Below are 22465 nucleotides of genomic sequence, written 5' to 3' on the forward strand. Positions count from 1 at the left end.
GTTTGCTCCGCCGAGGACATGTAATGGCTACCGAACACGAAAACACTTCCGCCGAAGACCAGGCCCTGGCCGACGAGTGGGCTGCGGCCCTGGAAGAAACCGGCGATGTCGGCCAGGACGATATCGACGCGCTGTTGGCGGCCGATGCCTCTACTGCACCGGCCAGTAACCGCCTGCCCATGGAAGAATTCGGCAGCGTGCCGAAGAACAACGACCCGGTGAGCCTCGACGGCCCGAACCTGGACGTGATTCTCGACATCCCGGTGTCGATCTCCATGGAAGTCGGCAGCACCGACATCAACATCCGCAACCTGCTGCAGCTCAATCAGGGCTCGGTGATCGAGCTTGACCGCCTGGCCGGCGAGCCGCTGGACGTGCTGGTCAACGGCACGCTGATCGCCCATGGCGAAGTGGTGGTGGTCAACGAAAAGTTCGGCATTCGCCTGACCGACGTGATCAGCCCGAGCGAACGCATCAAGAAGCTGCGCTGACATGAAGTATTCGATGGCGGGACTGTTGCTGGCGCTGCCATTGAGCGCCCTCGCGGCCGAGCCGGTCGCGCAGGCGGCCGCGGCGGCGGCACCGGTGGTGAGCAGCGGTATCGGCGGTCAGTTGACCCAACTGGTACTGGGCCTGCTGCTGGTGGTCGGGCTGATTTTCGTGCTGGCCTGGCTGATGCGTCGGGTGCAGAATATTGGCCCGGGCAACGCCCAGGTCATCGAGATGATCGGCTCGCGCGCCCTCGGCCCGCGTGACCGGCTGGTGCTGGTGCAGGTGGGCGAGGAACAGATCCTGCTGGGCCTCACCCCCGGCCGCATCACCCCGCTGCATGTGCTCAAGACCCCGGTCAACGTCGCCCCGACCCAAGCCGCCACGCCAGAATTCGCCCAACGCCTGATGGAGTTGCTGGGCAAGGATCAGAAGGATAAGAAGTAATGCGCGTTTTATTGACGCTCATGCTGTGGCTGGCCGCGCCATTGGCGTTCGCCGCCGACCCGTTGTCGATCCCGGCGATTACGCTTGGCACCAACGCGGCCGGGGCCCAGGAGTATTCGGTCAGCCTGCAGATCCTGCTGATCATGACGGCGCTGAGTTTTATCCCGGCGTTTGTCATGCTGATGACCAGCTTCACGCGCATCATTATCGTGTTCTCGATCCTGCGTCAGGCCCTGGGCCTGCAACAGACGCCATCGAACCAGATCCTCACCGGCATGGCGCTGTTCTTGACGATGTTCATCATGGCGCCGGTCTTCGACAAGGTGAACCAGCAAGCCCTGCAGCCTTACCTCGCGGAAAAGCTCACGGCGCAAGACGCCATCGACAAGGCCCAAGGCCCGATCAAAGACTTCATGCTGTCGCAGACCCGCTCCAGCGACCTTGAGCTGTTCATGCGCCTGTCCAAGCGCACCGACATCGCCACGCCGGACCAGGCGCCGCTGACGATCCTGGTGCCGGCGTTCGTCACCTCGGAACTGAAGACGGCGTTCCAGATCGGTTTCATGATCTTTATCCCGTTCCTGATCATCGACCTGGTGGTGGCGAGCGTGCTGATGGCCATGGGGATGATGATGCTGTCGCCGCTGATCATCTCGTTGCCGTTCAAAATCATGCTGTTTGTGCTGGTGGACGGCTGGGCACTGATCATCGGCACGTTGGCCAGCAGTTTCGGCGGAGTGTAGGGCTATGACCCCAGAAGTTGCCGTCGACCTGTTCCGTGAAGCGTTGTGGCTGACCACGATGATGGTTGCCGTGCTGGTGGTGCCGAGCCTGTTGGTTGGCCTGTTGGTGGCGATGTTCCAGGCCGCGACCCAGATCAACGAACAAACCCTGAGCTTCCTGCCGCGCCTGCTGGTGATGCTGGTCACGTTGATTGTCGCCGGCCCGTGGCTGGTGCAAACCTTCATGGAATATATCCTGCAGTTGTACGGCAGTATTCCGCAGTTGATCGGCTGACCGCATGCAATCGCTGCTGGCGTTGACCGACACCCAGATCAGCACCTGGGTCGCGTCGTTTATCTTGCCGCTGTTCCGGGTCACGGCGGTGCTGATGAGCATGCCGGTGTTCGGCACCACCCTGGTACCACGGCGCATCCGCCTGTACTTCGCGGTGGCGATCACCGTGGTGCTGGTGCCGGGCTTGCCGCCGATGCCTGCGGTCAATGCGCTGGACCTCAGTGCGCTGATGCTGATTGCCGAGCAGATCCTGATCGGCTCCCTGCTGGGTTTCTCTCTGCAACTGTTCTTCCAGGCATTCGTGATCGCCGGGCAAATCATCTCGATCCAGATGGGTATGGGTTTTGCGTCGATGGTCGACCCCACCAACGGCGTGTCGGCGGCGGTGATCGGGCAGTTCCTGACCATGCTGGTGACCTTGATGTTCCTGGCCATGAACGGCCACCTGGTGGTGTTCGAGGTGCTGACCGAAAGTTTCACCACCTTGCCGGTCGGCTCGGGGTTGGTGGTCAATCACTTCTGGGAACTGGTGGGGCGCCTCAGTTGGGTGTTGGGCGCTTCGCTGTTGCTGGTGCTGCCGGCGATCACTGCGCTGCTGGTGGTCAACATCGCGTTTGGGGTGATGACCCGCGCGGCGCCGCAGCTGAATATCTTCTCTATCGGTTTCCCGTTGACCCTGGTGTTGGGCATGGGGATTTTCTGGGTCGGCATGGCCGACATTCTCAATCAGTATCAACCGCTGGCGAGCGACGCCTTGCAGTTCTTACGTGATCTGGCACGGGCGCGCTGAGCCATGGCCGAGAGCGAGAGTGGTCAGGACAAAACAGAAGACCCCACGGAGAAACGAAAAAAGGACTCCCGGGAAAAGGGCGAGATTGCCCGCTCCAAAGAGCTCAACACCGTTGCGACGATGATGGCCGGTGCCGGCGCCTTGCTGATCTACGGCGGCGGCCTGGCGCTCGACCTGATGGAGTTGATGAAACTCAACTTCAGCCTGCCCCGTGAAGTGCTGCTCAGCCCCGGCGCCATGGGGCAGTACCTGCTGCATTCGGGGAAAATCGCGATCCTGGCGGTGCAGCCGATTTTGATCACCTTGCTCCTGGCCGCGCTGATCGGCCCCGTCGCCCTTGGCGGCTGGCTGTTCGCCGCGAGCAGCATGGCGCCAAAATTCAGCCGCATGAACCCGGCGGCGGGGCTCAAGCGCATGTTTTCCACCAAGGCGTTGGTGGAACTGCTCAAGGCCCTGGCCAAGTTCATCCTGATTCTGTTCGTGGCGTTGGTGGTATTGTCCTCCGACATCGATGACCTGCTGCGCATCGCCCATGAGCCGCTGGAGTCGGCGATCATCCACAGCGTGCAAGTGGTGGGCTGGAGTGCGTTGTGGATGGCCGCCGGGCTGATCCTGATCGCCGCCGTGGATGCGCCGATCCAGCTGTGGGAAAGCCACAAGAAACTGCTGATGACCAAGCAGGAAGTGCGCGACGAACACAAGGACCAGGAGGGTCGCCCCGAGGTCAAGCAGCGCATTCGCCAACTGCAGCGCGAAATGTCCCAGCGCAAGATGATGGCTTCGGTGCCCGACGCCGACGTGGTGATCACCAACCCGACCCACTACGCCGTGGCTCTCAAGTACGACCCGGAGAAGGGCGGCGCGCCGATGCTGCTGGCCAAGGGCAGCGACTTCACGGCGCTGAAAATCCGCGAAATCGCCGTGGCCAACGACATCCTGTTGCTGGAGTCGCCGGAACTGGCGCGGTCGATCTTCTACTCCACCGACCTCGACCAGGAAATCCCCGCCGGGCTGTACCTGGCCGTGGCCCAGGTATTGGCCTACGTCTACCAGATCCGCCAGTACCGTGCGGGCAAAGGCAAGCGCCCCGATCCGCTCAAGGACCTGCCGATTCCGCCGGATTTGCGGCGCGATTCCTGACCAACTGTTCAAATTGGCACCGTGCCATTCGTCGTAAACCTTCCTGACCTGTCAACTTTGACAGTCGTCACTTTCGCCTTCTCGCGGTTCTATTGCCTCAGGTACTGCGAAGTAAAATCCCGGGAGTGGGGCGATGCAGCTATTCACAGGCCGGGTTAAGTCTTATGACCAGCAGACCGGATTGGGTTCGATTGCGTTGGATAGTGGGGGAGACGATGTGTTGGTAGATCTGTGCAGTTCGGATGGATGCCTGCTTTCGGAGGGGCAGAAAGTGCAGTTTTGGATGATCCATCGACCGGCGGGCATCTATGCATGCGACATTCAACTGATCTGACGACACCTGTGTAAGTTCTTAATTGAAGTGTACGGAGAACGGCCATGGCAACGGGTACTGTGAAATGGTTTAACGCGGAGAAGGGGTTTGGTTTTATTTCTCCCGACGACGGCAGCACGGACGTGTTTGTCCACTATTCAGCAATCACCGGCACCGGTTTCAAAAGTTTGGAAGAAAATCAAAAAGTGGAATACGACGTGACGCAGGGCCAAAAAGGCCCGCAGGCCGAGAATGTGCGTCCTGTATAAAGATCGCCACTGATAGCATCCCTTCGCCGCGCCCATTAGCGCTCTGTCCCCTTGAAGCAAAAGTTGATCGTTCCCATCGGCGGGAACGATCACTGGGTTGGACGCTTGTCTAGGGTTTACCCAGTTCTGTCTCGGCTGATGGCTCGATGTCATCCAGTACTCGCTCAGCCAATAACCGCGCTACCTCAACCAATTGCGCAATTCCCAGCGCCCCTTCTCACCGTGATCCTTCCAGATCAGGGGCGAAGTCGCAGGTCAGGGCGTGTGCGCAAGCCAGGGTTTCGGTGAGGTTGACCAGCAGGTCTTCGGTGCTGATGCCGTCGATGAGGGTGAACAGCACGGTGGGTGGGGTATTGGTGCCGCGCGGGGGATTTGGGGTTGGTTTAACCATTGTGACGCTCCTGATTTAAGTGGAGCTGCCACTGATCGCCGCGATGCGATGGGGTGGCAGCTGTACGCAGGTTCGCGGACCGGAATCAGGAAACCGGCATACCCGAAGGTATCCCGCGCACAGCCACCGTAGCGCCGCACAGTAGACGATAAAAAAACGTCAACTGAAAGCGGACAATGGCACTTTGCGCCTGAATTTACATGGGCCGCGACGCCCGACCGCTGCGTGTGCAGCGAAGTACGGAGACTAGAGAGCGAGTTTCCTAGGGGCAACCTCAAACACTTGTCGGAAGTTTCGCAACCTCTGCAGGCGAACACTTGTGGCGAGGGCGCTTGCTCCCTAGCCACTGATCCAACTCGGAGAACAAAAGTTGGAAGGCTTCTTGCAATACCGCCTCCAGGACGCCTCTCGGCGTCAAAAGTTTGCTTCAAGGATGCGAGGAGTACCGGTGGTAGATCGCTCTCAAATGCTCAGCACGGCCCGCAGCACCCTGACTGACCTCTCGCGGGGCAATCTGGGTGTGCCGTTGTTGTTGCTGGTGATGCTGGCAATGATGATGTTGCCGATGCCGCCGTTCCTGCTCGACGTGTTCTTCACCTTCAACATTGCCTTGTCCGTCGTGGTCCTGCTGGTCTGCGTCTACGCGTTGCGGCCGCTGGATTTCGCGGTGTTTCCCACCATTCTGCTGATCGCCACGCTGTTGCGGCTGGCGTTGAACGTGGCGTCGACCCGCGTGGTCATGCTCCACGGCCAGGACGGGCATGCCGCCGCCGGTAAGGTGATCCAGGCCTTCGGCGAGGTGGTGATCGGCGGTAACTACGTGGTCGGTATCGTGGTGTTCGCGATCCTGATGATCATCAACTTCGTGGTGGTGACCAAGGGCGCCGGGCGGATTTCCGAGGTGAGCGCGCGCTTTACCCTCGACGCCATGCCAGGCAAACAGATGGCCATCGACGCCGACCTCAACGCCGGCCTGATCGACCAGAACCAGGCCAAATCGCGCCGCCTGGAAGTGGCCCAGGAGGCCGAGTTCTACGGTTCCATGGACGGTGCCAGCAAATTCGTGCGCGGTGACGCCATCGCCGGCCTGTTGATTCTGTTCATCAACCTGATCGGCGGCATGGCGGTCGGGATCTTCCAGCACGGCATGACCTTCGGCGATGCGGGCAAGGTCTACGCCCTGCTGACCATCGGTGACGGTTTAGTGGCGCAATTGCCATCACTGTTGTTATCCACAGCTGCGGCGATCATGGTGACCCGTGCGTCGGGCTCCGAAGACATGGGCAAGCAGATCAGCCGGCAGATGTTCGCCTCGCCCAAGGCGCTGGCCGTGGCGGCGGGCATCATGGCGATCATGGGCATTGTGCCCGGCATGCCCCACGTCTCGTTCTTGAGCATGGCGGCGATGGCCGCCGGTGGCGCCTACCTGTTCTGGAAAAAGCAGAACTTGGTCAAGGTGAAGGCCCAGCAAGAAATCGCGCGCCAGCAGGAACTGCTGCCGTCGCCGGCCCGCGCCCAGGAAACCAAGGAGTTGGGCTGGGACGACGTGACCCCGATCGACATGATCGGCCTGGAAGTCGGCTACCGCCTGATCCCGTTGGTCGACCGCAACCAGGGCGGCCAATTGCTCGCGCGGATCAAGGGCGTGCGCAAGAAGCTGTCCCAGGACCTGGGCTTCCTGATGCCCACTGTGCATATCCGCGACAACCTCGACCTGGCCCCCAGCGCCTACCGCCTGACCCTGATGGGCGTGATCCTCGCCGAAGCGGAGATCTACCCCGACCGCGAGCTGGCGATCAACCCGGGCCAGGTGTTCGGCACGTTGAACGGTATAACCGCCAAAGATCCGGCTTTTGGTCTGGAGGCGGTCTGGATCGAAGTCAGCCAGCGCAGTCAGGCGCAGTCCCTCGGCTACACCGTGGTGGACGCCAGCACCGTGGTCGCCACGCACCTCAACCAGATTCTGTACAAGCACTCCCACGAGCTGATCGGCCACGAAGAAGTCCAGCAACTAATGGGTTTGCTGGCCAAAGCCTCGCCCAAGCTCGCCGAAGAGCTGGTGCCGGGCGTGCTGTCGCTGTCGCAATTGCTCAAGGTGCTGCAGGCGCTGCTGGCCGAACAGGTGCCGGTGCGCGACATTCGCAGCATCGCCGAGGCCATCGCCAACAATGCCGCCAAGAGTCAAGATACTGCCGCGTTGGTGGCCGCCGTGCGCGTTGGATTATCCCGCGCTATCGTACAAAGCATTGTAGGGATTGAGTCTGAGCTGCCTGTGATCACCTTGGAGCCAAGGTTGGAACAAATATTGCTCAATAGTATTCAGAAGGCAGGACAGGGCCAGGAAGAGGGCGTTCTGCTGGAGCCAAGCATGGCTGAAAAACTGCAGCGTTCGTTGATCGAAGCAGCGCAGCGTCAGGAAATGCAGGGCCAACCGGTGATTCTGCTGGTGGCAGGCCCGGTCCGAGCGATGTTGTCGCGGTTTGGACGCCTGGCAGTGCCGAATTTGCACGTTTTGGCTTATCAGGAAATCCCTGACAACAAGCAAGTGACTATCGTCGCGACAGTAGGGCCCAACGGCTGAGGTAGTGGGTTATGCAAGTAAAGCGTTTTTTCGCCGCCGATATGCGTCAGGCCATGAAACTGGTACGTGACGAGCTGGGCGCCGACGCTGCGATTATCGGTAACCGTCGTATTGCCGGCGGTGTCGAGCTGACGGCTGCCCTGGATTACACCCCTTCGGCGCTGGCCCCGCGTGTCCCGAACATGGAGCTTGAAGACGAGCTGCGCAAGACGGCCTCGCGCATTGTCTCGGCCCAGGCCGAACTGAGCATGCGCGGTGACAGCGATGCGACCACCAATCGCCAGTTGTTCGCCGGCCTGCCGCTGACCGCCGCCGAGCCGCTGGTCGAGCCGACGTTCATCGAACCGCCGCGTCCTGCCGCGCCTGCCGCGCCTGCCCCGGCCGCCGCAGTCGACCAGCGTGTGTTCGACTCGATGCGCTTTGAGCTCAACGGCCTGCGCGAGCTGCTGGAAGTGCAGCTCGGTTCGCTGGCCTGGACCCAACTGCAAGGCAGCAAGCCGCAACAGGCCAACCTGTGGCGTCGCCTGCAACGCATCGGCCTGTCCGGCCCGTTGTCCCGCGACCTGCTGGCGCTGACCAGCGAAATCGAAGAACCTCGCCAGGCCTGGCGCATGTTGCTGGCCCACCTGGCGCGGATGATCGTCACCCCGGAACTCGAACCCCTGGAAGAGGGCGGCGTGATCGCCATGGTCGGCCCTGCCGGCATGGGCAAGACCACCACGCTGGCCAAGCTGGCGGCGCGCTACGTGCTCAAGTACGGCGCTCAGAACATCGCGCTGGTAAGCATGGACAGCTACCGCATCGGTGCCCAGGAGCAACTCAAGACCCTGGGCCGCATCCTCAATGTGTCGGTGACCCACGTCGACCCGGGCCAGTCCCTGGCCAACGCCCTCGATCCGTTGCTGCGCAAACGTGTGGTGCTGATCGATACCGCCGGCCTGCAAGCCAGCGATCCGGCGTTGCGCATGCAGCTGGAGAGCCTGGCCGGGCGTGGCATCAAGGCAAAAAATTACCTGGTGCTTGCAACCACCAGCCAAAAACAAGTTCTTACCGCTGCGTACCATAGCTACAAGCGCTGCGGCCTGGCCGGATGCATCCTCACCAAGCTCGACGAAACCGCGAGCCTGGGCGAGGTGCTGAGCCTGGCTATCAGTCATGAACTTCCGGTCGCCTACCTGACCGACGGGCCGCGGATTCCGGATGATTTGCATCTGCCGCGCCGTCATCAGTTGGTCAGCCGTGCCGTCAGCGTGCAAATGCAAGAAGAGCCTAGCGAGGAAGCGATGGCCGATATGTTCGCTGACCTTTACCACAACCCGGCAAAGCGGGTGGGTTGAGGCAGCATGAACACCATGAAATGTATCTACATCGATGGTCTGCAAGCGATTCACGCGGCCAAGCCATGTAGCCTGCGTCTAAGCAAGACAAGGTAAAGAATTAAAATGGGCAGCATGCATCCCGTACAGGTGATCGCGGTGACCGGCGGCAAAGGTGGCGTCGGGAAAACTAACGTGTCAGTGAATTTGTCCCTGGCCCTGGCAGAGCTTGGCCGTCGTGTCATGCTGCTGGATGCTGACCTTGGGTTGGCGAACGTTGACGTTTTGCTGGGGCTCACGCCCAAACACACCCTCGCCGATGTGATCGAGGGTCGCTGCGAGCTGCGCGATGTGCTGCTGCAGGGCCCTGGAGGCATCCGCATCGTGCCGGCCGCCTCGGGCACCCAGAGCATGGTCCACTTGAGCCCTGCGCAGCATGCCGGCCTGATCCAGGCGTTCAGCGATATCGGCGACAACCTCGACGTGCTGGTGATCGACACCGCCGCCGGGATTGGCGAGTCCGTGGTCAGCTTCGTGCGCGCCGCGCAAGAAGTCCTGCTGGTGGTCTGCGATGAACCCACCTCGATCACCGACGCCTACGCCCTGATCAAACTGCTCAACCGCGACTACGGCATGAACCGCTTCCGCGTGCTGGCCAACATGGCCCAGAGCCCGCAGGAAGGACGCAACCTGTTCGCCAAGTTGACCAAGGTCACTGATCGCTTTCTCGATGTCGCCTTACAATACGTCGGCGCAGTTCCCTATGACGAGTGTGTACGCAAGGCCGTGCAAAAGCAGCGTGCGGTCTACGAAGCGTTCCCTCGTTCGAAATGCGCGTTGGCGTTCAAGGCTATTGCTCAGAAGGTCGATACCTGGCCGTTGCCCGCCAACCCTCGGGGGCATCTGGAGTTTTTCGTCGAGCGATTGGTGCATCAGACGAGCGCAGGACCGGTGCTATGACAGCCAGCGGCTATAACCTTTACAAAAATTCGGCACGTGACCGCCAGGGCGAATTGATCGAGCGCTATGCGCCGCTGGTCAAGCGCATTGCCTATCACTTGCTGGCACGCCTGCCCGCCAGTGTCCAGGTCGAAGACTTGATCCAGGCCGGCATGATCGGCCTGCTCGAAGTATCGACCAAATACGACGCGAGCAAGGGTGCGAGTTTCGAGACGTATGCGGGTATCCGTATCCGTGGTGCGATGCTCGATGAAGTGCGTAAAGGGGATTGGGCGCCGCGTTCGGTACACCGCAATACGCGCATGGTCAGTGACGCAATTCGTGCAATTGAAGCAAAAACCGGTCGCGACGCTAAAGATCACGAAGTTGCGGCCGAACTCCAATTGAGTCTCGACGATTATTACGGGATTTTGAACGATACCTTGGGCAGCCGCCTGTTCAGTTTCGACGACCTGTTGCAGGACGGCGAACACGAAGGGCTGCACGAGGACGGCGCGAGTGCTCATCTCGAACCGTCGCGCGACCTGGAAGATGAACGCTTTCAGGGGGCGCTGGCGGACGCGATTGCCAATCTGCCGGAGCGTGAGCGACTGGTGTTGGCGCTGTACTACGACGAAGAGCTGAACCTCAAGGAAATCGGTGAGGTCCTGGGGGTCAGCGAATCGCGTGTCAGCCAGCTGCACAGCCAGTGCGCAGCCCGCTTGCGGGGACGCCTGGGAGAGTGGCGCGCGCGCTGACAGGCAGTGTGGGGACACTGCAGACACTACCGCGAGGCCCTTGGTTTTCGCGGGTGAGTTTCGTGGTGCCCTGGGCAGTCCTTTTTGTGTAACGCCTGTTGATTGAAATGGCGCGTCCAGGTGCTGGACGCGTTTTAAGACTGCTTGGAGGTCGAATTGGACAAGAACATGAAAATCCTCATCGTTGATGACTTCTCAACGATGCGGCGGATCATAAAAAACCTGTTGCGTGACCTGGGGTTCACCAACACGGTCGAGGCGGATGACGGCCTTACGGCGATTCCGATCCTCAACAGCGGGAGCATCGACTTTCTGGTAACCGACTGGAACATGCCCGGCATGACCGGTATCGACTTGCTGCGCCATGTGCGCGCCGATGAAAAACTGCGCAGCCTTCCCGTGTTGATGGTGACCGCCGAAGCCAAGCGTGAGCAGATCATCGAAGCCGCCCAGGCCGGGGTCAACGGCTACGTGGTCAAGCCATTCACTGCATTGGCCTTGAAAGAGAAGATCGAAAAAATCTTCGAACGCATCCACGGCTAATGCCATCGCGGGGGAGCTATGGAGCATAAAGAAACGTCACAGGGGGACTTTGAGTCGACCCTGAAAAAGCATGCTCACCAACTGGTCGAGAGCCTTGAAAAAGGCCAGTTCGGCGACGCGGTGCAGTTAATCCATGAGCTTAACCAGACCCGTGACCGCGGCCTGTATCAGGAAGTGGGCAAGCTCACGCGCGAGCTGCACAGTGCGATCGTCAATTTTCAGATTGACCCGCACATGCCCCAGGCTGAAGAAATTTCGCAAATCACCGATGCCACTGAGCGCCTGTCCTATGTGGTCAGGCTGACTGAAGCGGCGGCCAACCGCACCATGGACCTGGTGGAAAACGCCACGCCCCTGGTCAACGGCATGGCCAACGAAGCCCAGGCCCTCAGCGTTGACTGGGGCCGCTTCATGCGTCGGGAAGTGGGGGCTGAGGAGTTTCGTGAGTTGGCCCGTCGGGTCGAGGGTTTCCTGTCGCGCAGCGAACAGGACAACCACACGGTGTCCAGCAACCTCAATGACATTCTGCTCGCCCAGGATTACCAGGACCTCACCGGTCAGGTGATCAAGCGCGTGACCCAATTGGTCACCGAAGTGGAAAGCAACTTGCTCAAATTGGTGCTTATGGCAGGCCAAGTTGATCGTTTCGCCGGCATCGAACATGACCGCGAAGCGATCCTCTCGGAAAAAGATCCACAAAAACATCTCGCCAAGGGTGAAGGTCCGCAGATTCATGCCGATAAACGTGAAGACGTTATGTCAGGTCAGGATGACGTAGATGACCTGTTATCCAGTTTAGGCTTCTAAGGAGCACACCCATGAGCTTCGGCGCCGATGAAGAAATCCTTCAGGATTTCCTTGTAGAGGCCGGCGAAATTTTAGAGCAACTGTCCGAACAACTGGTCGAGCTGGAAAGCCGACCGGATGATGCGAACCTGCTCAATGCAATTTTTCGCGGTTTTCACACTGTAAAAGGGGGCGCCGGCTTCCTCCAGCTCCATGAGCTGGTGGAGTGCTGCCACATCGCCGAGAACGTGTTCGACATCCTGCGCAAGGGTGAGCGTCACGTTGATTCGGAGCTGATGGACGTGATTCTCGAAGCGCTGGATGCGGTCAACGGCATGTTCAGCGAAGTTCGCGAACGTGCCCCGATCACCGCAGCCACCCCGGAACTGCTGGCCGCCCTGGCGCGTCTGGCGGAGCCTGCCGACACCGCGGCCGCGCCGGTGGTGGAAGCGGCTCCGGAGCCTGTCGTCGAAGCCGAAGCGGATGTCACCGACAGCGAGTTCGAGCAACTGCTCGACTCCCTCAATGCGGTCAAGGCCGAAGCCGAAGCGCCGCAAGCGGTCGCTGCAGTGGCCGCGCCCGCCGCGCCGACCGGCGAAGACATTACCGACGCAGAATTCGAATCCCTGCTCGATCAGTTGCACGGCAAGGGCCAGTTCGCTGCCGACGCCGTTGCACCTGCGGCTGAGGCGCAAGCACCTGCGAGTGCCTCGCAAGTTCCGGCAGCCGCCGCCGCCGCCGGCACCGACATTACCGACGACGAATTCGAAGCGTTGCTCGACCAGTTGCATGGCAAGGGCTCCTTTGCTGCCGATGCCTTGCCGGAAGTCGCCGCAACGGCTGCCGCACCGGCTGCTGCCGCTGCCGCACCTGCCGGCGACGGGCTGATTTCCGATCACGAATTCGAAGCCCTGCTCGACGAATTGCACGGCAAGGGCAAGTTCGCTGAAGTGGCCGCTGGCGCTGCGGCGACGGCAGCCCCGGTGGCGGCCAAACCGGCACCGGCCAAAGCCGCGGCCCCTGCTGCCGCCAAGCCGGCCCCGGCCCCGGCTGCCGCCGCTCCTGCCGCTGCCGCGCGTGCCCCGGCTGCCGCCGCTCCTGCCGCTGCCGCGCGTGCCCCGGCCGCCGCCGCGGCCGACAAGCCTGCCAGCGAAGCCGAAACCACGGTGCGTGTGGATACCGCGCGCCTGGACGACATCATGAACATGGTCGGCGAACTGGTGCTGGTGCGTAACCGCCTGGTGCGCCTGGGCCTGAACAGTGGCGACGAAGCCATGCAGAAGGCCGTGTCGAACCTCGACGTGGTCACTGCCGACCTGCAGACCGCGGTGATGAAGACGCGGATGCAGCCGATCAAGAAAGTCTTCGGTCGCTTCCCGCGCCTGGTTCGTGACCTGGCTCGCCAGCTCAAGAAAGAAATCAACCTGGAACTGGTGGGTGAAGAAACCGACCTCGACAAAAACCTTGTCGAGGCCCTGGCCGACCCGCTGGTCCACTTGGTGCGCAACGCCGTCGACCACGGCGTGGAAACCCCGGAAGAACGCGAAGCCGCGGGCAAGTCCCGTAACGGCAAGGTGATTCTGGCGGCGGAACAAGAGGGCGACCATATCCTGCTGTCGATCACCGATGACGGCAAAGGCATGGACCCGGCGATCCTGCGCGGTATCGCCGTCAAGCGTGGCGTGATGGACAAGGATGCCGCCGACCGCTTGACCGATACCGAGTGCTACAACCTGATTTTCGCGCCGGGCTTCTCGACCAAGACCGAGATTTCCGACGTGTCGGGCCGTGGCGTGGGCATGGACGTGGTGAAAACCAAGATCAGCCAGCTCAACGGTTCGATCAATATCTACTCGACCAAGGGCCTGGGCTCGAAGATCGTCATCAAGGTGCCGTTGACCCTGGCGATCATGCCGACCCTGATGGTGATGCTGGGCAACCAGGCCTTCGCTTTCCCGCTGGTCAACGTCAACGAGATCTTCCACCTCGACCTGTCGCGCACCAACGTGGTGGACGGCCAGGAAGTGGTGATCGTGCGCGACAAAGCGTTGCCACTGTCTTCTACCTCAAGCGCTGGCTGGTCGCCTCGGCCGCCCATGAAGAGCAGCGCGAAGGCCATGTGGTGATTCTCTCCGTGGGCACCCAGCGCATCGGCTTTGTCGTCGATCAACTGGTCGGCCAGGAAGAAGTGGTCATCAAGCCTTTGGGCAAAATGCTGCAGGGAACCCCGGGCATGTCGGGTGCGACCATCACCGGTGACGGTCGTATCGCGTTGATTCTCGATGTTCCGAGCATGCTCAAGCGTTACGCCGCACGGCGTATTTGATTCTGGTGGGGCAGGGCGGTATTGCCTGCCCCGCCTAACGGAGTGTTTATGGTAGTCAAGGTCCTGGTGGTGGACGATTCGGGTTTCTTCCGCCGCCGCGTCTCGGAAATTCTTTCCGCCGATCCAACGATCCAGGTGGTCGGCACGGCCACCAACGGTAAAGAGGCGATTGATCAAGCCATTGCGTTGAAGCCGGACGTGATCACCATGGACTACGAGATGCCGATGATGGATGGCATCACCGCAGTCCGACACATCATGCAGCGCTGTCCGACCCCGGTATTGATGTTCTCCTCGCTGACCCACGAAGGCGCCCGGGTCACCCTGGATGCGCTGGACGCCGGTGCGGTGGACTTCCTGCCGAAGAATTTCGAAGACATCTCGCGCAACCCCGAGAAGGTCAAGCAGATGCTGTGCGAGAAGGTCCACAGCATTTCGCGCAGCAACCGTCGCAGCCTGTTCAGCGCCCCGGCGCCTGCGCCGGTCGCGGCTCCGGCGGCACCCACCAGCACGGCGTTCGGTCGCCCGGCGCCGGCAGCGGTTGCCCGGCCTGCCGCGGCACCCGTGCGGGCACCTGCGCCAAACGCCCATTCGCCGGCGCCGAAACGCAAGGCCTACAAGCTGGTTGCCATTGGTACTTCGACCGGCGGCCCGGTTGCCCTGCAACGGGTCTTGACCCAACTGCCGGCCAACTTCCCGGCGCCGATCGTGCTGATCCAGCACATGCCCGCCGCGTTCACCAAGGCCTTCGCCGAGCGCCTGGACAAGCTGTGCCGCATCAGCGTCAAGGAAGCCGAGGATGGCGACATCCTGCGTCCTGGCCTGGCGCTGCTGGCGCCTGGGGGCAAGCAGATGATGGTCGATGGCCGTGGCGCGATCAAAATCCTGCCGGGCGATGAGCGCCTCAACTACAAACCCTGCGTGGATATCACCTTCGGTTCGGCAGCCAAGTCCTACGGCGACAAAGTTCTGGCGGTGGTGCTCACCGGCATGGGCGCCGACGGTCGCGAAGGCGCGCGCCTGCTCAAGCAGGGCGGCAGTGCGATCTGGGCCCAGGACGAAGCCAGTTGCGTGATTTATGGCATGCCGATGGCCATCGTCAAGGCTGAGCTGGCCGACGCGATCTACAGCCTGGACGATATCGGCAGGCATTTGGTGGAGGCCTGCCTCTGATGGATGTACTGAGTCTGATCGGTATCACCATGGCGTTTGTCGCGATCATCGGCGGCAACTACCTCGAAGGCGGGCACCTCGGCGCCCTGGCCAACGGCCCGGCGGCGCTGATCGTGATCGGTGGCACCGTCGGCGCGGCATTGCTGCAGTCGCCCTTGAGTTCGTTCAAGCGTGCCATGCAGATCCTGATCTGGATTATTTTCCCGCCGCGCGTCGACCTGGCCGGCGGCATCGACCGCGTGGTCAACTGGAGCCTCACCGCACGCAAGGAAGGCCTGCTGGGCCTGGAAGGCGTGGCCGATGCCGAGCCCGACAGCTACGCGCGCAAAGGCCTGCAATTGCTGGTGGACGGCGCCGAGCCGGAGGCGATTCGCAGCATCCTGGAAGTGGATTTCTACACCCAGGAAAGCCGCGATATCAACGCCGCCAAAGTCTTTGAAAGCATGGGCGGCTACGCGCCGACCATCGGCATCATCGGTGCGGTGATGGGCCTGATCCACGTGATGGGCAACCTCGCCGATCCGTCGCAACTGGGCAGCGGCATTGCCGTGGCGTTTGTCGCCACCATCTACGGTGTGGCGAGTGCCAACCTGGTGCTGTTGCCGGTGGCCAGCAAGCTCAAGTCGATTGCCCTGCGCCAGTCGCGTTACCGTGAAATGTTGCTCGAAGGCATCCTGTCGATTGCCGAGGGCGAGAACCCGCGCTCCATCGAATTGAAGCTCCAGGGCTTCATGGATTGATGTACATGAAACGTGTAGGAGCGAGCTTGCTCGCGAAAATCGTCAACGATGACGCGGGCATTTTGGACGAACGCGTTGCTCTCGGATTTTTCGCGAGCAAGCTCGCTCCTGCAGGTGATTCGTTTTGCGGAGGTAATCGTCTGTGAGCCGTCGCCGTCGCGAGCCTGAAGAACACGTCAACCATGAACGCTGGCTGGTGTCCTACGCGGACTTCATCACCTTGCTGTTCGCGTTTTTCGTGGTGATGTATTCCATCTCGTCGATCAACGAAGGCAAGTACAAAGTCATTTCCCAAGCGCTGATCGGCGTGTTCAACGACGCCGATCGTTCGCTCAAGCCGATCCCGATCGGCGAAGAGCGGCCCAAGACCGTGACCCCGGCCAAGCCGCTGGTCAACGACAGCGATGAGACCTCCGCCGGCATGGGCGGCACCGGCGACCCGCTGAAAAGCATCGCCGACGATATCAGCGCCGCGTTCGGCGACTTGATCAGCTCCAACCAGATGACCGTGCGCGGCAATGAGTTGTGGGTGGAGATCGAGCTCAATTCGAGCCTGCTGTTCGCCAGCGCCGATGCCATGCCCAGCGACCAGGCGTTCACCATCATCGACAAGGTGGCGGCGATCCTCAAGCCGTTTGAAAACCCGATCCACGTGGAAGGCTTCACCGACAATATCCCCATCAGTACCGCGCAGTACCCGACCAACTGGGAGCTGTCGTCGGCCCGGGCGGCCAGCATCGTGCGGATGCTCGCGATGCAGGGCGTGAACCCCGGTCGCCTGGCGTCGGTCGGCTACGGCGAGTTCCAGCCGGTGGCCAATAACGCCACGGCGGAAGGCCGCGCCCGCAACCGCCGGGTGGTGCTGGTGGTCTCGCGCAACCTGGATGTGCGCCGCAGCCTGACCGGCACCGGCACGGCAAATGCAACCCCGGACGCGGCATTGAAGCGGGCTGGCACACAAACTGCACCGGCCCTTGCAAAGCCGCCGGTACGGCAAAGCTCCGTCAATTCTCCGTCACCGGCTCAATAACCTATGCACTGTCTCGGTCGCGCCTGTGCCCGCCGGGAGGAATCAACCGAATGAGAGTCTGGGCAGTTGCCAATCAAAAAGGTGGAGTCGGCAAGACCACCACCTCCATCGCCTTAGCCGGCTTGCTGGCCGAGGCGGGCAAGCGCGTGGTCGTGGTCGACCTGGACCCCCACGGCTCGATGACCAGCTATTTCGGCTACGACCCGGACGCGCTGGAGCACAGCTGCTACGACCTGTTCCTGCACAAGGGCAGCGTGCCGAGCGATCTGCCCGGGCAACTGCTGCTGCCCACCAGCAATGAAAGCATTTCCCTGCTGCCGTCGAGCACCGCCCTGGCCACCCTTGAGCGCCAGTCGCCTGGGCAGAGCGGCCTGGGCCTGGTGATCGCCAAGACCCTGGCGCAACTGTGGCAGGACTTCGACTACGCGATCATCGACAGCCCGCCGTTGCTCGGCGTGCTGATGGTCAACGCCTTGGCGGCCAGCCAGCAGTTGGTGATCCCGGTGCAGACCGAGCACCTCGCGGTCAAGGGCCTGGAACGCATGGTCAGCACCCTGGCGATGATCAACCGCTCACGCAAACAGGCGCTGCCGTTCAGCATCGTGCCGACGTTGTTCGACCGCCGCACCCAGGCGTCCCTCGGCACCTTGCGCGTACTGCGCGATGCCTACCCGGACACCATCTGGCAGGGCTATATCCCGGTGGACACGCGCCTGCGCGACGCCAGCCGCGCCGGCCTGACCCCTTCGCAGTTCGACGGTAAAAGTCGCGGCGTGCTGGCGTACCGCGCGCTGCTCAAGCACCTGCTGTCGCAACAGCTTGTGGCGCAGGTGGCGTGATGAACCGTCCTGTCGAACTCAAGGTCAAGACGCGGCCGCAACTGGCACTGGAATCCTACCTGGATGCCTTGCTGCAGGACGCGACCGAGGAAGAACTGCCGGAACCGCTGCTGGTCCTCGAACCCGCCGTAGACGCACAAAGCACACTGGATGAATTCCAGTTGGCGGTGCTGGAAGAACAGGCGCGTGATGCGCAGGTGATGGTGCCGAGTCCACCGGTCGTGGTTGCGCCTGTGCCGGTCGCACCCGTGGTGGTCGAGCCGGTGGTTGAAGTCCACCTGCCGCCGAGCATCACGCCGCCGCCGGTCACCGGCGACGGCCGCCCGGCGTGGGCCGCCGAGCCGTTCGAATGCCTGCTGTTCGACGTCGCCGGGTTGACCCTGGCGGTGCCGCTGGTGTGCCTGGGCTCGATCTATTCCCTGGAAGGCCAGGAGCTGACACCGTTGTTCGGGCAACCGGAGTGGTTCCTCGGCATCCTGCCGGCCGGCAACCTCAAGGTGCTGGACACCGCGCGCTGGGTGATGCCCGACCGCTACCGCGATGATTTCCGCCAGGGCTTGCAATACGTGATTTCGGTGCAAGGCTACGAGTGGGGGCTGGCCGTGCATCAAGTCAGCCGCTCGTTGCGCCTGGACCCGAATGAAATCAAATGGCGCAGCCAACGGGGCCAGCGCCCTTGGTTGGCGGGCACCGTGATCGAACACATGTGCGCGTTGCTCGACGTCGCCGAACTGGCCGAGTTGATCGCCAGCGGCGCGGTCAAGTCGATGCCGGGCCAGCAACGCAGTTAATTGAACAAGATCGGCCGCACGGTTGTGCGGCCAAAGAAGCACACACGCCGTGTCCAACGGCATTTGAAGGGGTCAGGGGTATGAATAAGTCAGCGTCCGCACAAGGTTTGGATGATCCGATCCTGCAATGGGTTACCTTCAAACTGGACAACGAGTCCTACGGCATCAACGTCATGCGCGTGCAGGAAGTGCTGCGCTACACCGAAATCGCTCCGGTTCCGGGTGCGCCAAGCTACGTGCTGGGCATCATCAACCTGCGCGGCAACGTGGTGACGGTGATCGACACCCGCCAGCGTTTCGGTCTGATACCGACCGAAGTCAATGACAACACCCGCATCGTCATCATCGAGGCAGACAAGCAGGTGGTCGGGATCATGGTCGACAGCGTGGCCGAAGTGGTTTACCTGCGCCAATCGGAAGTGGAAACCGCGCCGAACGTGGGTAACGAAGAGTCGGCCAAGTTCATCCAGGGCGTCTGCAACAAGAACGGCGAACTGCTGATTCTGGTCGAGCTGGACAAAATGATGAGCGAAGAAGAATGGTCGGATCTGGAGAACATCTGATTGTTCCTTGAAGCCGCGGTGATCGTCCTGGCCCTGTTGTGGGCCGGGACGTTGGCGTTTTTGCTGCGCTATGTGCGCCAGCAACGCGAGTGGGTGGTGCAACAGGCCGAACGCGATGCCGTGCGTGACCGGCGCGTGGTGGAGTTGGCCAAGCGCGTCGATCACTTCCAGCAAAGTGCGGTGCGGGTCGGGGATGAGGTGCATGAACTGCGCGCGATCCTCGGGCCGTTGCCGGACAAGCTGGCGCAGATTGAACAGCGTGACCCGTCCAGCCTGTCTTTTGCCCAGGCGGCGAAGCTGGTCGGCATGGGCGCGACCGTGGATGAGCTGACGCAGTCGTGCGGCTTGACCCAGGCTGAGGCGCAGTTGATGAGTAAGTTGCACAAAAGCTGATTGCGCGCTGATGGGTATCTAGCGATCCAACTGTAGGCGCTGGCTTGCCCGCGCTTACAGGAAAGCAGCCTGGCGTCGCCCCTGGCCAATTAAATTGCAAACCCGATGGCTTTTTTTATCTCCTCAAAGGTCAACATCCTTCAAGCACCTTTGACCCCAGGAGAGCTCCCCCCATGACCACCCACAAAGCCCTGTTGATCCTCCACGGCAAGCAAGCCCTCAACGAGGACGTGCGCGCTGCGGTGCTGGCTCGGCGTGAGCAGGGCTGGGAGCTGGCGGTGCGGGTGACGTGGGAGGGCGGCGACGCGCAGCGGCTGGTCAACGAGGCCCTGGACGGCGGGTACACGCACATCATTGCCGGCGGCGGTGACGGCACCTTGCGCGATGTGGCCGAGGCGATGGCCCAGGCCGGGACCGACGCGAGCCTGGTGCTGATGCCGTTGGGCACCGCCAATGATTTTGCCCGCGCCGCCGGTGTGCCGCTGCAGCCCGATCAGGCCCTGGCGTTGCTGGATGTGCCGGCCAGGGCGATCGATCTCGGCCGCGTCGGCGGGCAAGTATTCCTCAACATGGCCACTGGCGGCTTCGGCAGCCAGGTCACCGCCAATACCTCCGAAGAACTGAAGAAAGTGCTGGGCGGCGCGGCTTATCTGTTCACCGGCTTGTCGCGCTTCAGTGAGTTGAAGGCCGCGTATGGCGAGCTGGAAGGCCCGGATTTCCATTGGAAAGGCGAGCTGCTCGCGCTGGGCATCGGCAATGGCCGCCAGGCCGGCGGTGGGCATGTGCTGTGCCCCGACGCACTGGCGGACGATGGGCTGCTGGACATCAGCATTTTGCCGGCCCCCCAGGAAGTGGTCGGCACCCTGCGTGAACTGATGAACAATGGCTGGGGCCTGGACACCATGTTTGTCCGCGCGCGCCTGCCATGGGTCAAGATCAAGGTGGCGCAAGGTTTGTATATCAACCTGGATGGCGAACCGCTGCAAGGCGATGACCTGCATTTCGAGGTCGTGCCCAAGGCCCTGCGCGTCCATCTGCCGCCGGGTTCGCCCTTAGTCGTCCAGGCTGATGATCTGCTCGCGCACGGCAAATAACACCAGGCCCGCCACGTCGAAAATCTGCAGGCGCTTCATGATTTGCGAGCGGTGGGCTTCCACGGTCTTGATGCTCAACCCGAGGCCGTGGGCGATTTCCCGGGTGGATTTGCCACGCACCACCAGGCGCAGGATTTCCAACTGGCGAGCGGTGAGGTTGTGGTTGTGGACGACCGGGGAGGACGGGGCCTGATTGCGTACCAGCGCCTGGCTGATCACGGTGTGGGCAATCGCCGGGCTCAGGTAGCGCTCGTCATTGCTCAGCGCCAGCAGTGCCTGCTCCAGTTCGTTGGCGCTGGTGTCCTTGAGCAGGTAGCCATGGGCGCCGGCCTCCAGGGCTCGCATGATCAGCTCCGGGTCGGTGTGCATCGACAGGATCAGCACCTTGCTTTTGGGGTAGGCCGTCTTGAGCTGGTGCAACGCATCCAGGCCGCCGGTGTGTTTCATCGACAGGTCCAGCAGCACGATATCCGGCAGCAGGGCGCTGAATGTTTCCAGCACCTGCGCGCCATCGCTGGCTTCGCCAATCACCGTGTAGCCGGGAATGTCCAGGACCAGCGCGCGGACGCCGGCCCTGATCAGTGCGTGGTCATCCACCAGGAGTAAAGTGCGGGTCACTCGAGAACCTTCAGGGGACTGGCCCGTTCGAGGGCGCGCGGCGCCCAGGGGAAAAGTGCGTCGATCCGCGTGCCTTTGCCTGGCTGGCTGCTGACGGACAAGGTGCCCCCCAGTTGATCAATCCGCTCGGACATGCCCGCCATGCCCCGTTGGCCTTCCAGGCCTGGGTTGCTGGCGGGCGAAAAGCCCTGGCCGTCATCACTGATAAACAGCGACAGGCCCTGGGGCAGGCGTTGCAGGCGAACCAGCAGGTTTTGCGCCTGGGCATGGCGCAGCATGTTGGTCACCGCTTCCTGGGTGATGCGAAAAGCGGCCACGGCCATTTCTTCGGGAATGCCGGTCAGCCGTTGCTGGCATTCCAGGCTCCAATGAATCGAGGTGTTTCCCAGGGTCTTGAGCAGGTGCGCGCGCAGGCTGGCTTCCAGGCCCAGGCTGGCCAACTGACGCGGGTTGAGAATGGCGGACACGTCGCGCACCTTGGCCAAGGTCTCGTTCAGGGTGTTGCACAGCACTGTGCATTGGCCCTGCAGGTCTTCCGGCAGGCGGCGCTTGAGCCATTCGCTTTGCAGCTTGGCGGCGGTGAGCAATTGGCCGATATCGTCGTGCAGCTCTCGGCTGAGGCGGTGCCGCTCGTTTTCCTGGACTTGCAGCAGGCGATCGGCCAGTTCCTGGGGCTGGAACTTGATCGATTTACGTGAGTTCCACTGCCGCAGGCCCACCAGCACCAGGGTGGCCACGTTGATCAGCAACACCATCAATGGCAAGGGCGTGGAGCGAGCGTAGGCCCACAGCCCCAGCAGCAGTGAGCACAGGCACAACACGAGAACCAGTCGACGGGCATTGCTGCGGGAAGCGGATTTGACGAGGAGTGACTTGAGGCTGGCGTACATAGCGGATGCTTTTCACGTTTTATGCATCATGACGTTAGGTCACTTCGAGGGCGGCATGGTACCACTTTGCTTACCGTTGGTCGCCAGGCGTCATTTGCACGGTGTGGGGGCATGCCTATTAAGAATAGTTATATGTTGGCGGTTGTTTTGTATGGATTGGCTTTATAGCGCGGGCAACTTGGTTGTCGCCACTTATTGCAGGGCACATTAGTTATTCTTGTCGTTTTTG

24 protein-coding genes and 2 pseudogenes are annotated in these 22465 nt (G+C 61.7%); 23 read left to right on the forward strand and 3 right to left on the reverse strand.

The genetic code is table 11. From position 1 onward, the window contains the following. Nucleotides 1-23 precede the first annotated feature (23 nt). The 7 genes from fliN (at nt 24) to cspE (ending at nt 4465) form a co-directional block, all read left to right on the forward strand. A complete protein-coding gene (gene fliN / locus ACVWZP_RS29410; protein ID WP_017845388.1) occupies nt 24-491 on the forward strand; it encodes a flagellar motor switch protein FliN in 468 nt (155 codons plus the stop codon). Nucleotide 492: 1 nt separating this feature from the next. Then, complete coding sequence (gene fliO / locus ACVWZP_RS29415; RefSeq protein ID WP_026139822.1) at nt 493-936, forward strand: flagellar biosynthetic protein FliO; 444 nt, start codon at nt 493-495, stop codon at nt 934-936. Next, nucleotides 936-1679, forward strand: a complete 744-nt coding sequence (gene fliP, locus ACVWZP_RS29420) for a flagellar type III secretion system pore protein FliP (protein ID WP_046382522.1) — start codon at nt 936-938, stop codon at nt 1677-1679. Before fliO ends, fliP begins: the two co-directional genes overlap by 1 nt. Nucleotides 1680-1683: 4 nt before the next feature. After that, complete coding sequence (gene fliQ / locus ACVWZP_RS29425; RefSeq protein ID WP_003175300.1) at nt 1684-1953, forward strand: flagellar biosynthesis protein FliQ; 270 nt, start codon at nt 1684-1686, stop codon at nt 1951-1953. 4 nt (nt 1954-1957) lie between these two features. Continuing rightward, the gene (gene fliR / locus ACVWZP_RS29430; protein ID WP_017845391.1) at nt 1958-2743 is read left to right on the forward strand and encodes a flagellar biosynthetic protein FliR; all 786 of its coding nucleotides are present in this window, start codon (nt 1958-1960) and stop codon (nt 2741-2743) included. A 3-nt stretch (nt 2744-2746) separates the two neighbouring features. Next, nucleotides 2747-3883 carry a flagellar biosynthesis protein FlhB gene (gene flhB / locus ACVWZP_RS29435; protein ID WP_017845392.1) on the forward strand — a complete coding sequence of 379 codons (1137 nt, stop codon included), beginning with the start codon at nt 2747-2749 and terminating at the stop codon, nt 3881-3883. A gap of 378 nt (nt 3884-4261) precedes the next feature. Then, nucleotides 4262-4465: a transcription antiterminator/RNA stability regulator CspE gene (gene cspE, locus ACVWZP_RS29440; protein ID WP_017845394.1), complete on the forward strand. Its 204-nt coding sequence runs from the start codon at nt 4262-4264 to the stop codon at nt 4463-4465. Between the two features lie 109 nt (nt 4466-4574). On the opposite strand, the pseudogene ACVWZP_RS29445 reads toward cspE, so the two are convergent. Further along, a pseudogene (locus ACVWZP_RS29445) lies at nt 4575-4856 on the reverse strand (DUF6124 family protein). Nucleotides 4857-5322: 466 nt separating this feature from the next. Between ACVWZP_RS29445 and flhA the strand changes: the two are divergent. The 16 genes and pseudogenes from flhA (at nt 5323) to yegS (ending at nt 20728) form a co-directional block, all read left to right on the forward strand. Next, nucleotides 5323-7437 (forward strand): flagellar biosynthesis protein FlhA, encoded by a 2115-nt coding sequence (gene flhA / locus ACVWZP_RS29450; RefSeq protein ID WP_227778909.1) that lies wholly within the window; start codon nt 5323-5325, stop codon nt 7435-7437. 11 nt (nt 7438-7448) lie between these two features. Then, nucleotides 7449-8774, forward strand: coding sequence for a flagellar biosynthesis protein FlhF (gene flhF, locus ACVWZP_RS29455; RefSeq protein WP_457370350.1), 1326 nt, complete (start codon nt 7449-7451; stop codon nt 8772-8774). A 105-nt stretch (nt 8775-8879) separates the two neighbouring features. Continuing rightward, nucleotides 8880-9713: a flagellar synthesis regulator FleN gene (gene fleN / locus ACVWZP_RS29460; RefSeq protein WP_003192912.1), complete on the forward strand. Its 834-nt coding sequence runs from the start codon at nt 8880-8882 to the stop codon at nt 9711-9713. Then, nucleotides 9710-10450, forward strand: coding sequence for an RNA polymerase sigma factor FliA (gene fliA / locus ACVWZP_RS29465; RefSeq protein WP_017845400.1), 741 nt, complete (start codon nt 9710-9712; stop codon nt 10448-10450). The genes fleN and fliA overlap by 4 nt, the downstream gene beginning before the upstream one ends. A gap of 168 nt (nt 10451-10618) precedes the next feature. Beyond that, nucleotides 10619-10993, forward strand: coding sequence for a chemotaxis response regulator CheY (locus ACVWZP_RS29470; protein WP_003192908.1), 375 nt, complete (start codon nt 10619-10621; stop codon nt 10991-10993). An 18-nt stretch (nt 10994-11011) separates the two neighbouring features. Beyond that, complete coding sequence (locus tag ACVWZP_RS29475; RefSeq protein WP_017845401.1) at nt 11012-11800, forward strand: protein phosphatase CheZ; 789 nt, start codon at nt 11012-11014, stop codon at nt 11798-11800. Between the two features lie 11 nt (nt 11801-11811). Continuing rightward, nucleotides 11812-14105: pseudogene (locus ACVWZP_RS29480) on the forward strand (chemotaxis protein CheA). Between the two features lie 48 nt (nt 14106-14153). Next, nucleotides 14154-15278 (forward strand): protein-glutamate methylesterase/protein-glutamine glutaminase, encoded by a 1125-nt coding sequence (locus ACVWZP_RS29485; RefSeq protein WP_288082202.1) that lies wholly within the window; start codon nt 14154-14156, stop codon nt 15276-15278. Then, a complete protein-coding gene (locus ACVWZP_RS29490) occupies nt 15278-16018 on the forward strand; it encodes a flagellar motor protein (protein WP_017849387.1) in 741 nt (246 codons plus the stop codon). The genes ACVWZP_RS29485 and ACVWZP_RS29490 overlap by 1 nt, the downstream gene beginning before the upstream one ends. A gap of 5 nt (nt 16019-16023) precedes the next feature. Beyond that, on the forward strand, nt 16024-16164 hold the full coding sequence (locus tag ACVWZP_RS29495) for a hypothetical protein (protein ID WP_156179849.1): 141 nt from the start codon (nt 16024-16026) through the stop codon (nt 16162-16164). Continuing rightward, a complete protein-coding gene (gene motD / locus ACVWZP_RS29500; protein ID WP_017849389.1) occupies nt 16161-17048 on the forward strand; it encodes a flagellar motor protein MotD in 888 nt (295 codons plus the stop codon). Before ACVWZP_RS29495 ends, motD begins: the two co-directional genes overlap by 4 nt. Nucleotides 17049-17098: 50 nt before the next feature. After that, nucleotides 17099-17887, forward strand: coding sequence for a ParA family protein (locus tag ACVWZP_RS29505; RefSeq protein ID WP_017849390.1), 789 nt, complete (start codon nt 17099-17101; stop codon nt 17885-17887). Further along, nucleotides 17887-18678, forward strand: a complete 792-nt coding sequence (locus ACVWZP_RS29510; protein WP_457370351.1) for a CheW domain-containing protein — start codon at nt 17887-17889, stop codon at nt 18676-18678. Before ACVWZP_RS29505 ends, ACVWZP_RS29510 begins: the two co-directional genes overlap by 1 nt. 80 nt (nt 18679-18758) lie before the next feature. After that, complete coding sequence (locus tag ACVWZP_RS29515; protein ID WP_017849392.1) at nt 18759-19241, forward strand: chemotaxis protein CheW; 483 nt, start codon at nt 18759-18761, stop codon at nt 19239-19241. Beyond that, nucleotides 19242-19634, forward strand: a complete 393-nt coding sequence (locus ACVWZP_RS29520; protein WP_046382529.1) for a DUF2802 domain-containing protein — start codon at nt 19242-19244, stop codon at nt 19632-19634. 173 nt (nt 19635-19807) lie between these two features. Further along, nucleotides 19808-20728 carry a lipid kinase YegS gene (gene yegS / locus ACVWZP_RS29525; RefSeq protein ID WP_046382530.1) on the forward strand — a complete coding sequence of 307 codons (921 nt, stop codon included), beginning with the start codon at nt 19808-19810 and terminating at the stop codon, nt 20726-20728. Here yegS and ACVWZP_RS29530 read toward each other — a convergent pair. After that, entirely contained in the window at nt 20687-21346 is a 660-nt protein-coding gene (locus ACVWZP_RS29530) for a response regulator transcription factor (protein WP_017849395.1), read from the reverse strand. The genes yegS and ACVWZP_RS29530 overlap by 42 nt on opposite strands. Beyond that, nucleotides 21343-22236 (reverse strand): sensor histidine kinase, encoded by an 894-nt coding sequence (locus ACVWZP_RS29535; RefSeq protein WP_046382531.1) that lies wholly within the window; start codon nt 22234-22236, stop codon nt 21343-21345. The genes ACVWZP_RS29530 and ACVWZP_RS29535 overlap by 4 nt, the downstream gene beginning before the upstream one ends. Between the last annotated feature and the right edge of the window lie 229 nt (nt 22237-22465).

The sequence above is a fragment of the Pseudomonas sp. TE36184 genome, assembly GCF_054060055.1.

Bases quoted from the DNA above. Each gene is read 5' to 3' on its own strand.
- fliN (WP_017845388.1), top strand. From the start codon at position 24: ATGGCTACCGAACACGAAAACACTTCCGCCGAAGACCAGGCCCTGGCC.
- fliO (WP_026139822.1), top strand. From the start codon at position 493: ATGAAGTATTCGATGGCGGGACTGTTGCTGGCGCTGCCATTGAGCGCC.
- fliP (WP_046382522.1), top strand. From the start codon at position 936: ATGCGCGTTTTATTGACGCTCATGCTGTGGCTGGCCGCGCCATTGGCG.
- fliQ (WP_003175300.1), top strand. From the start codon at position 1,684: ATGACCCCAGAAGTTGCCGTCGACCTGTTCCGTGAAGCGTTGTGGCTG.
- fliR (WP_017845391.1), top strand. From the start codon at position 1,958: ATGCAATCGCTGCTGGCGTTGACCGACACCCAGATCAGCACCTGGGTC.
- flhB (WP_017845392.1), top strand. From the start codon at position 2,747: ATGGCCGAGAGCGAGAGTGGTCAGGACAAAACAGAAGACCCCACGGAG.
- cspE (WP_017845394.1), top strand. From the start codon at position 4,262: ATGGCAACGGGTACTGTGAAATGGTTTAACGCGGAGAAGGGGTTTGGT.
- flhA (WP_227778909.1), top strand. From the start codon at position 5,323: ATGCTCAGCACGGCCCGCAGCACCCTGACTGACCTCTCGCGGGGCAAT.
- flhF (WP_457370350.1), top strand. From the start codon at position 7,449: ATGCAAGTAAAGCGTTTTTTCGCCGCCGATATGCGTCAGGCCATGAAA.
- fleN (WP_003192912.1), top strand. From the start codon at position 8,880: ATGGGCAGCATGCATCCCGTACAGGTGATCGCGGTGACCGGCGGCAAA.
- fliA (WP_017845400.1), top strand. From the start codon at position 9,710: ATGACAGCCAGCGGCTATAACCTTTACAAAAATTCGGCACGTGACCGC.
- ACVWZP_RS29470 (WP_003192908.1), top strand. From the start codon at position 10,619: ATGAAAATCCTCATCGTTGATGACTTCTCAACGATGCGGCGGATCATA.
- ACVWZP_RS29475 (WP_017845401.1), top strand. From the start codon at position 11,012: ATGGAGCATAAAGAAACGTCACAGGGGGACTTTGAGTCGACCCTGAAA.
- ACVWZP_RS29485 (WP_288082202.1), top strand. From the start codon at position 14,154: ATGGTAGTCAAGGTCCTGGTGGTGGACGATTCGGGTTTCTTCCGCCGC.
- ACVWZP_RS29490 (WP_017849387.1), top strand. From the start codon at position 15,278: ATGGATGTACTGAGTCTGATCGGTATCACCATGGCGTTTGTCGCGATC.
- ACVWZP_RS29495 (WP_156179849.1), top strand. From the start codon at position 16,024: ATGAAACGTGTAGGAGCGAGCTTGCTCGCGAAAATCGTCAACGATGAC.
- ACVWZP_RS29505 (WP_017849390.1), top strand. From the start codon at position 17,099: ATGAGAGTCTGGGCAGTTGCCAATCAAAAAGGTGGAGTCGGCAAGACC.
- ACVWZP_RS29510 (WP_457370351.1), top strand. From the start codon at position 17,887: ATGAACCGTCCTGTCGAACTCAAGGTCAAGACGCGGCCGCAACTGGCA.
- ACVWZP_RS29515 (WP_017849392.1), top strand. From the start codon at position 18,759: ATGAATAAGTCAGCGTCCGCACAAGGTTTGGATGATCCGATCCTGCAA.
- yegS (WP_046382530.1), top strand. From the start codon at position 19,808: ATGACCACCCACAAAGCCCTGTTGATCCTCCACGGCAAGCAAGCCCTC.
- ACVWZP_RS29535 (WP_046382531.1), bottom strand. From the start codon at position 22,236: ATGTACGCCAGCCTCAAGTCACTCCTCGTCAAATCCGCTTCCCGCAGC.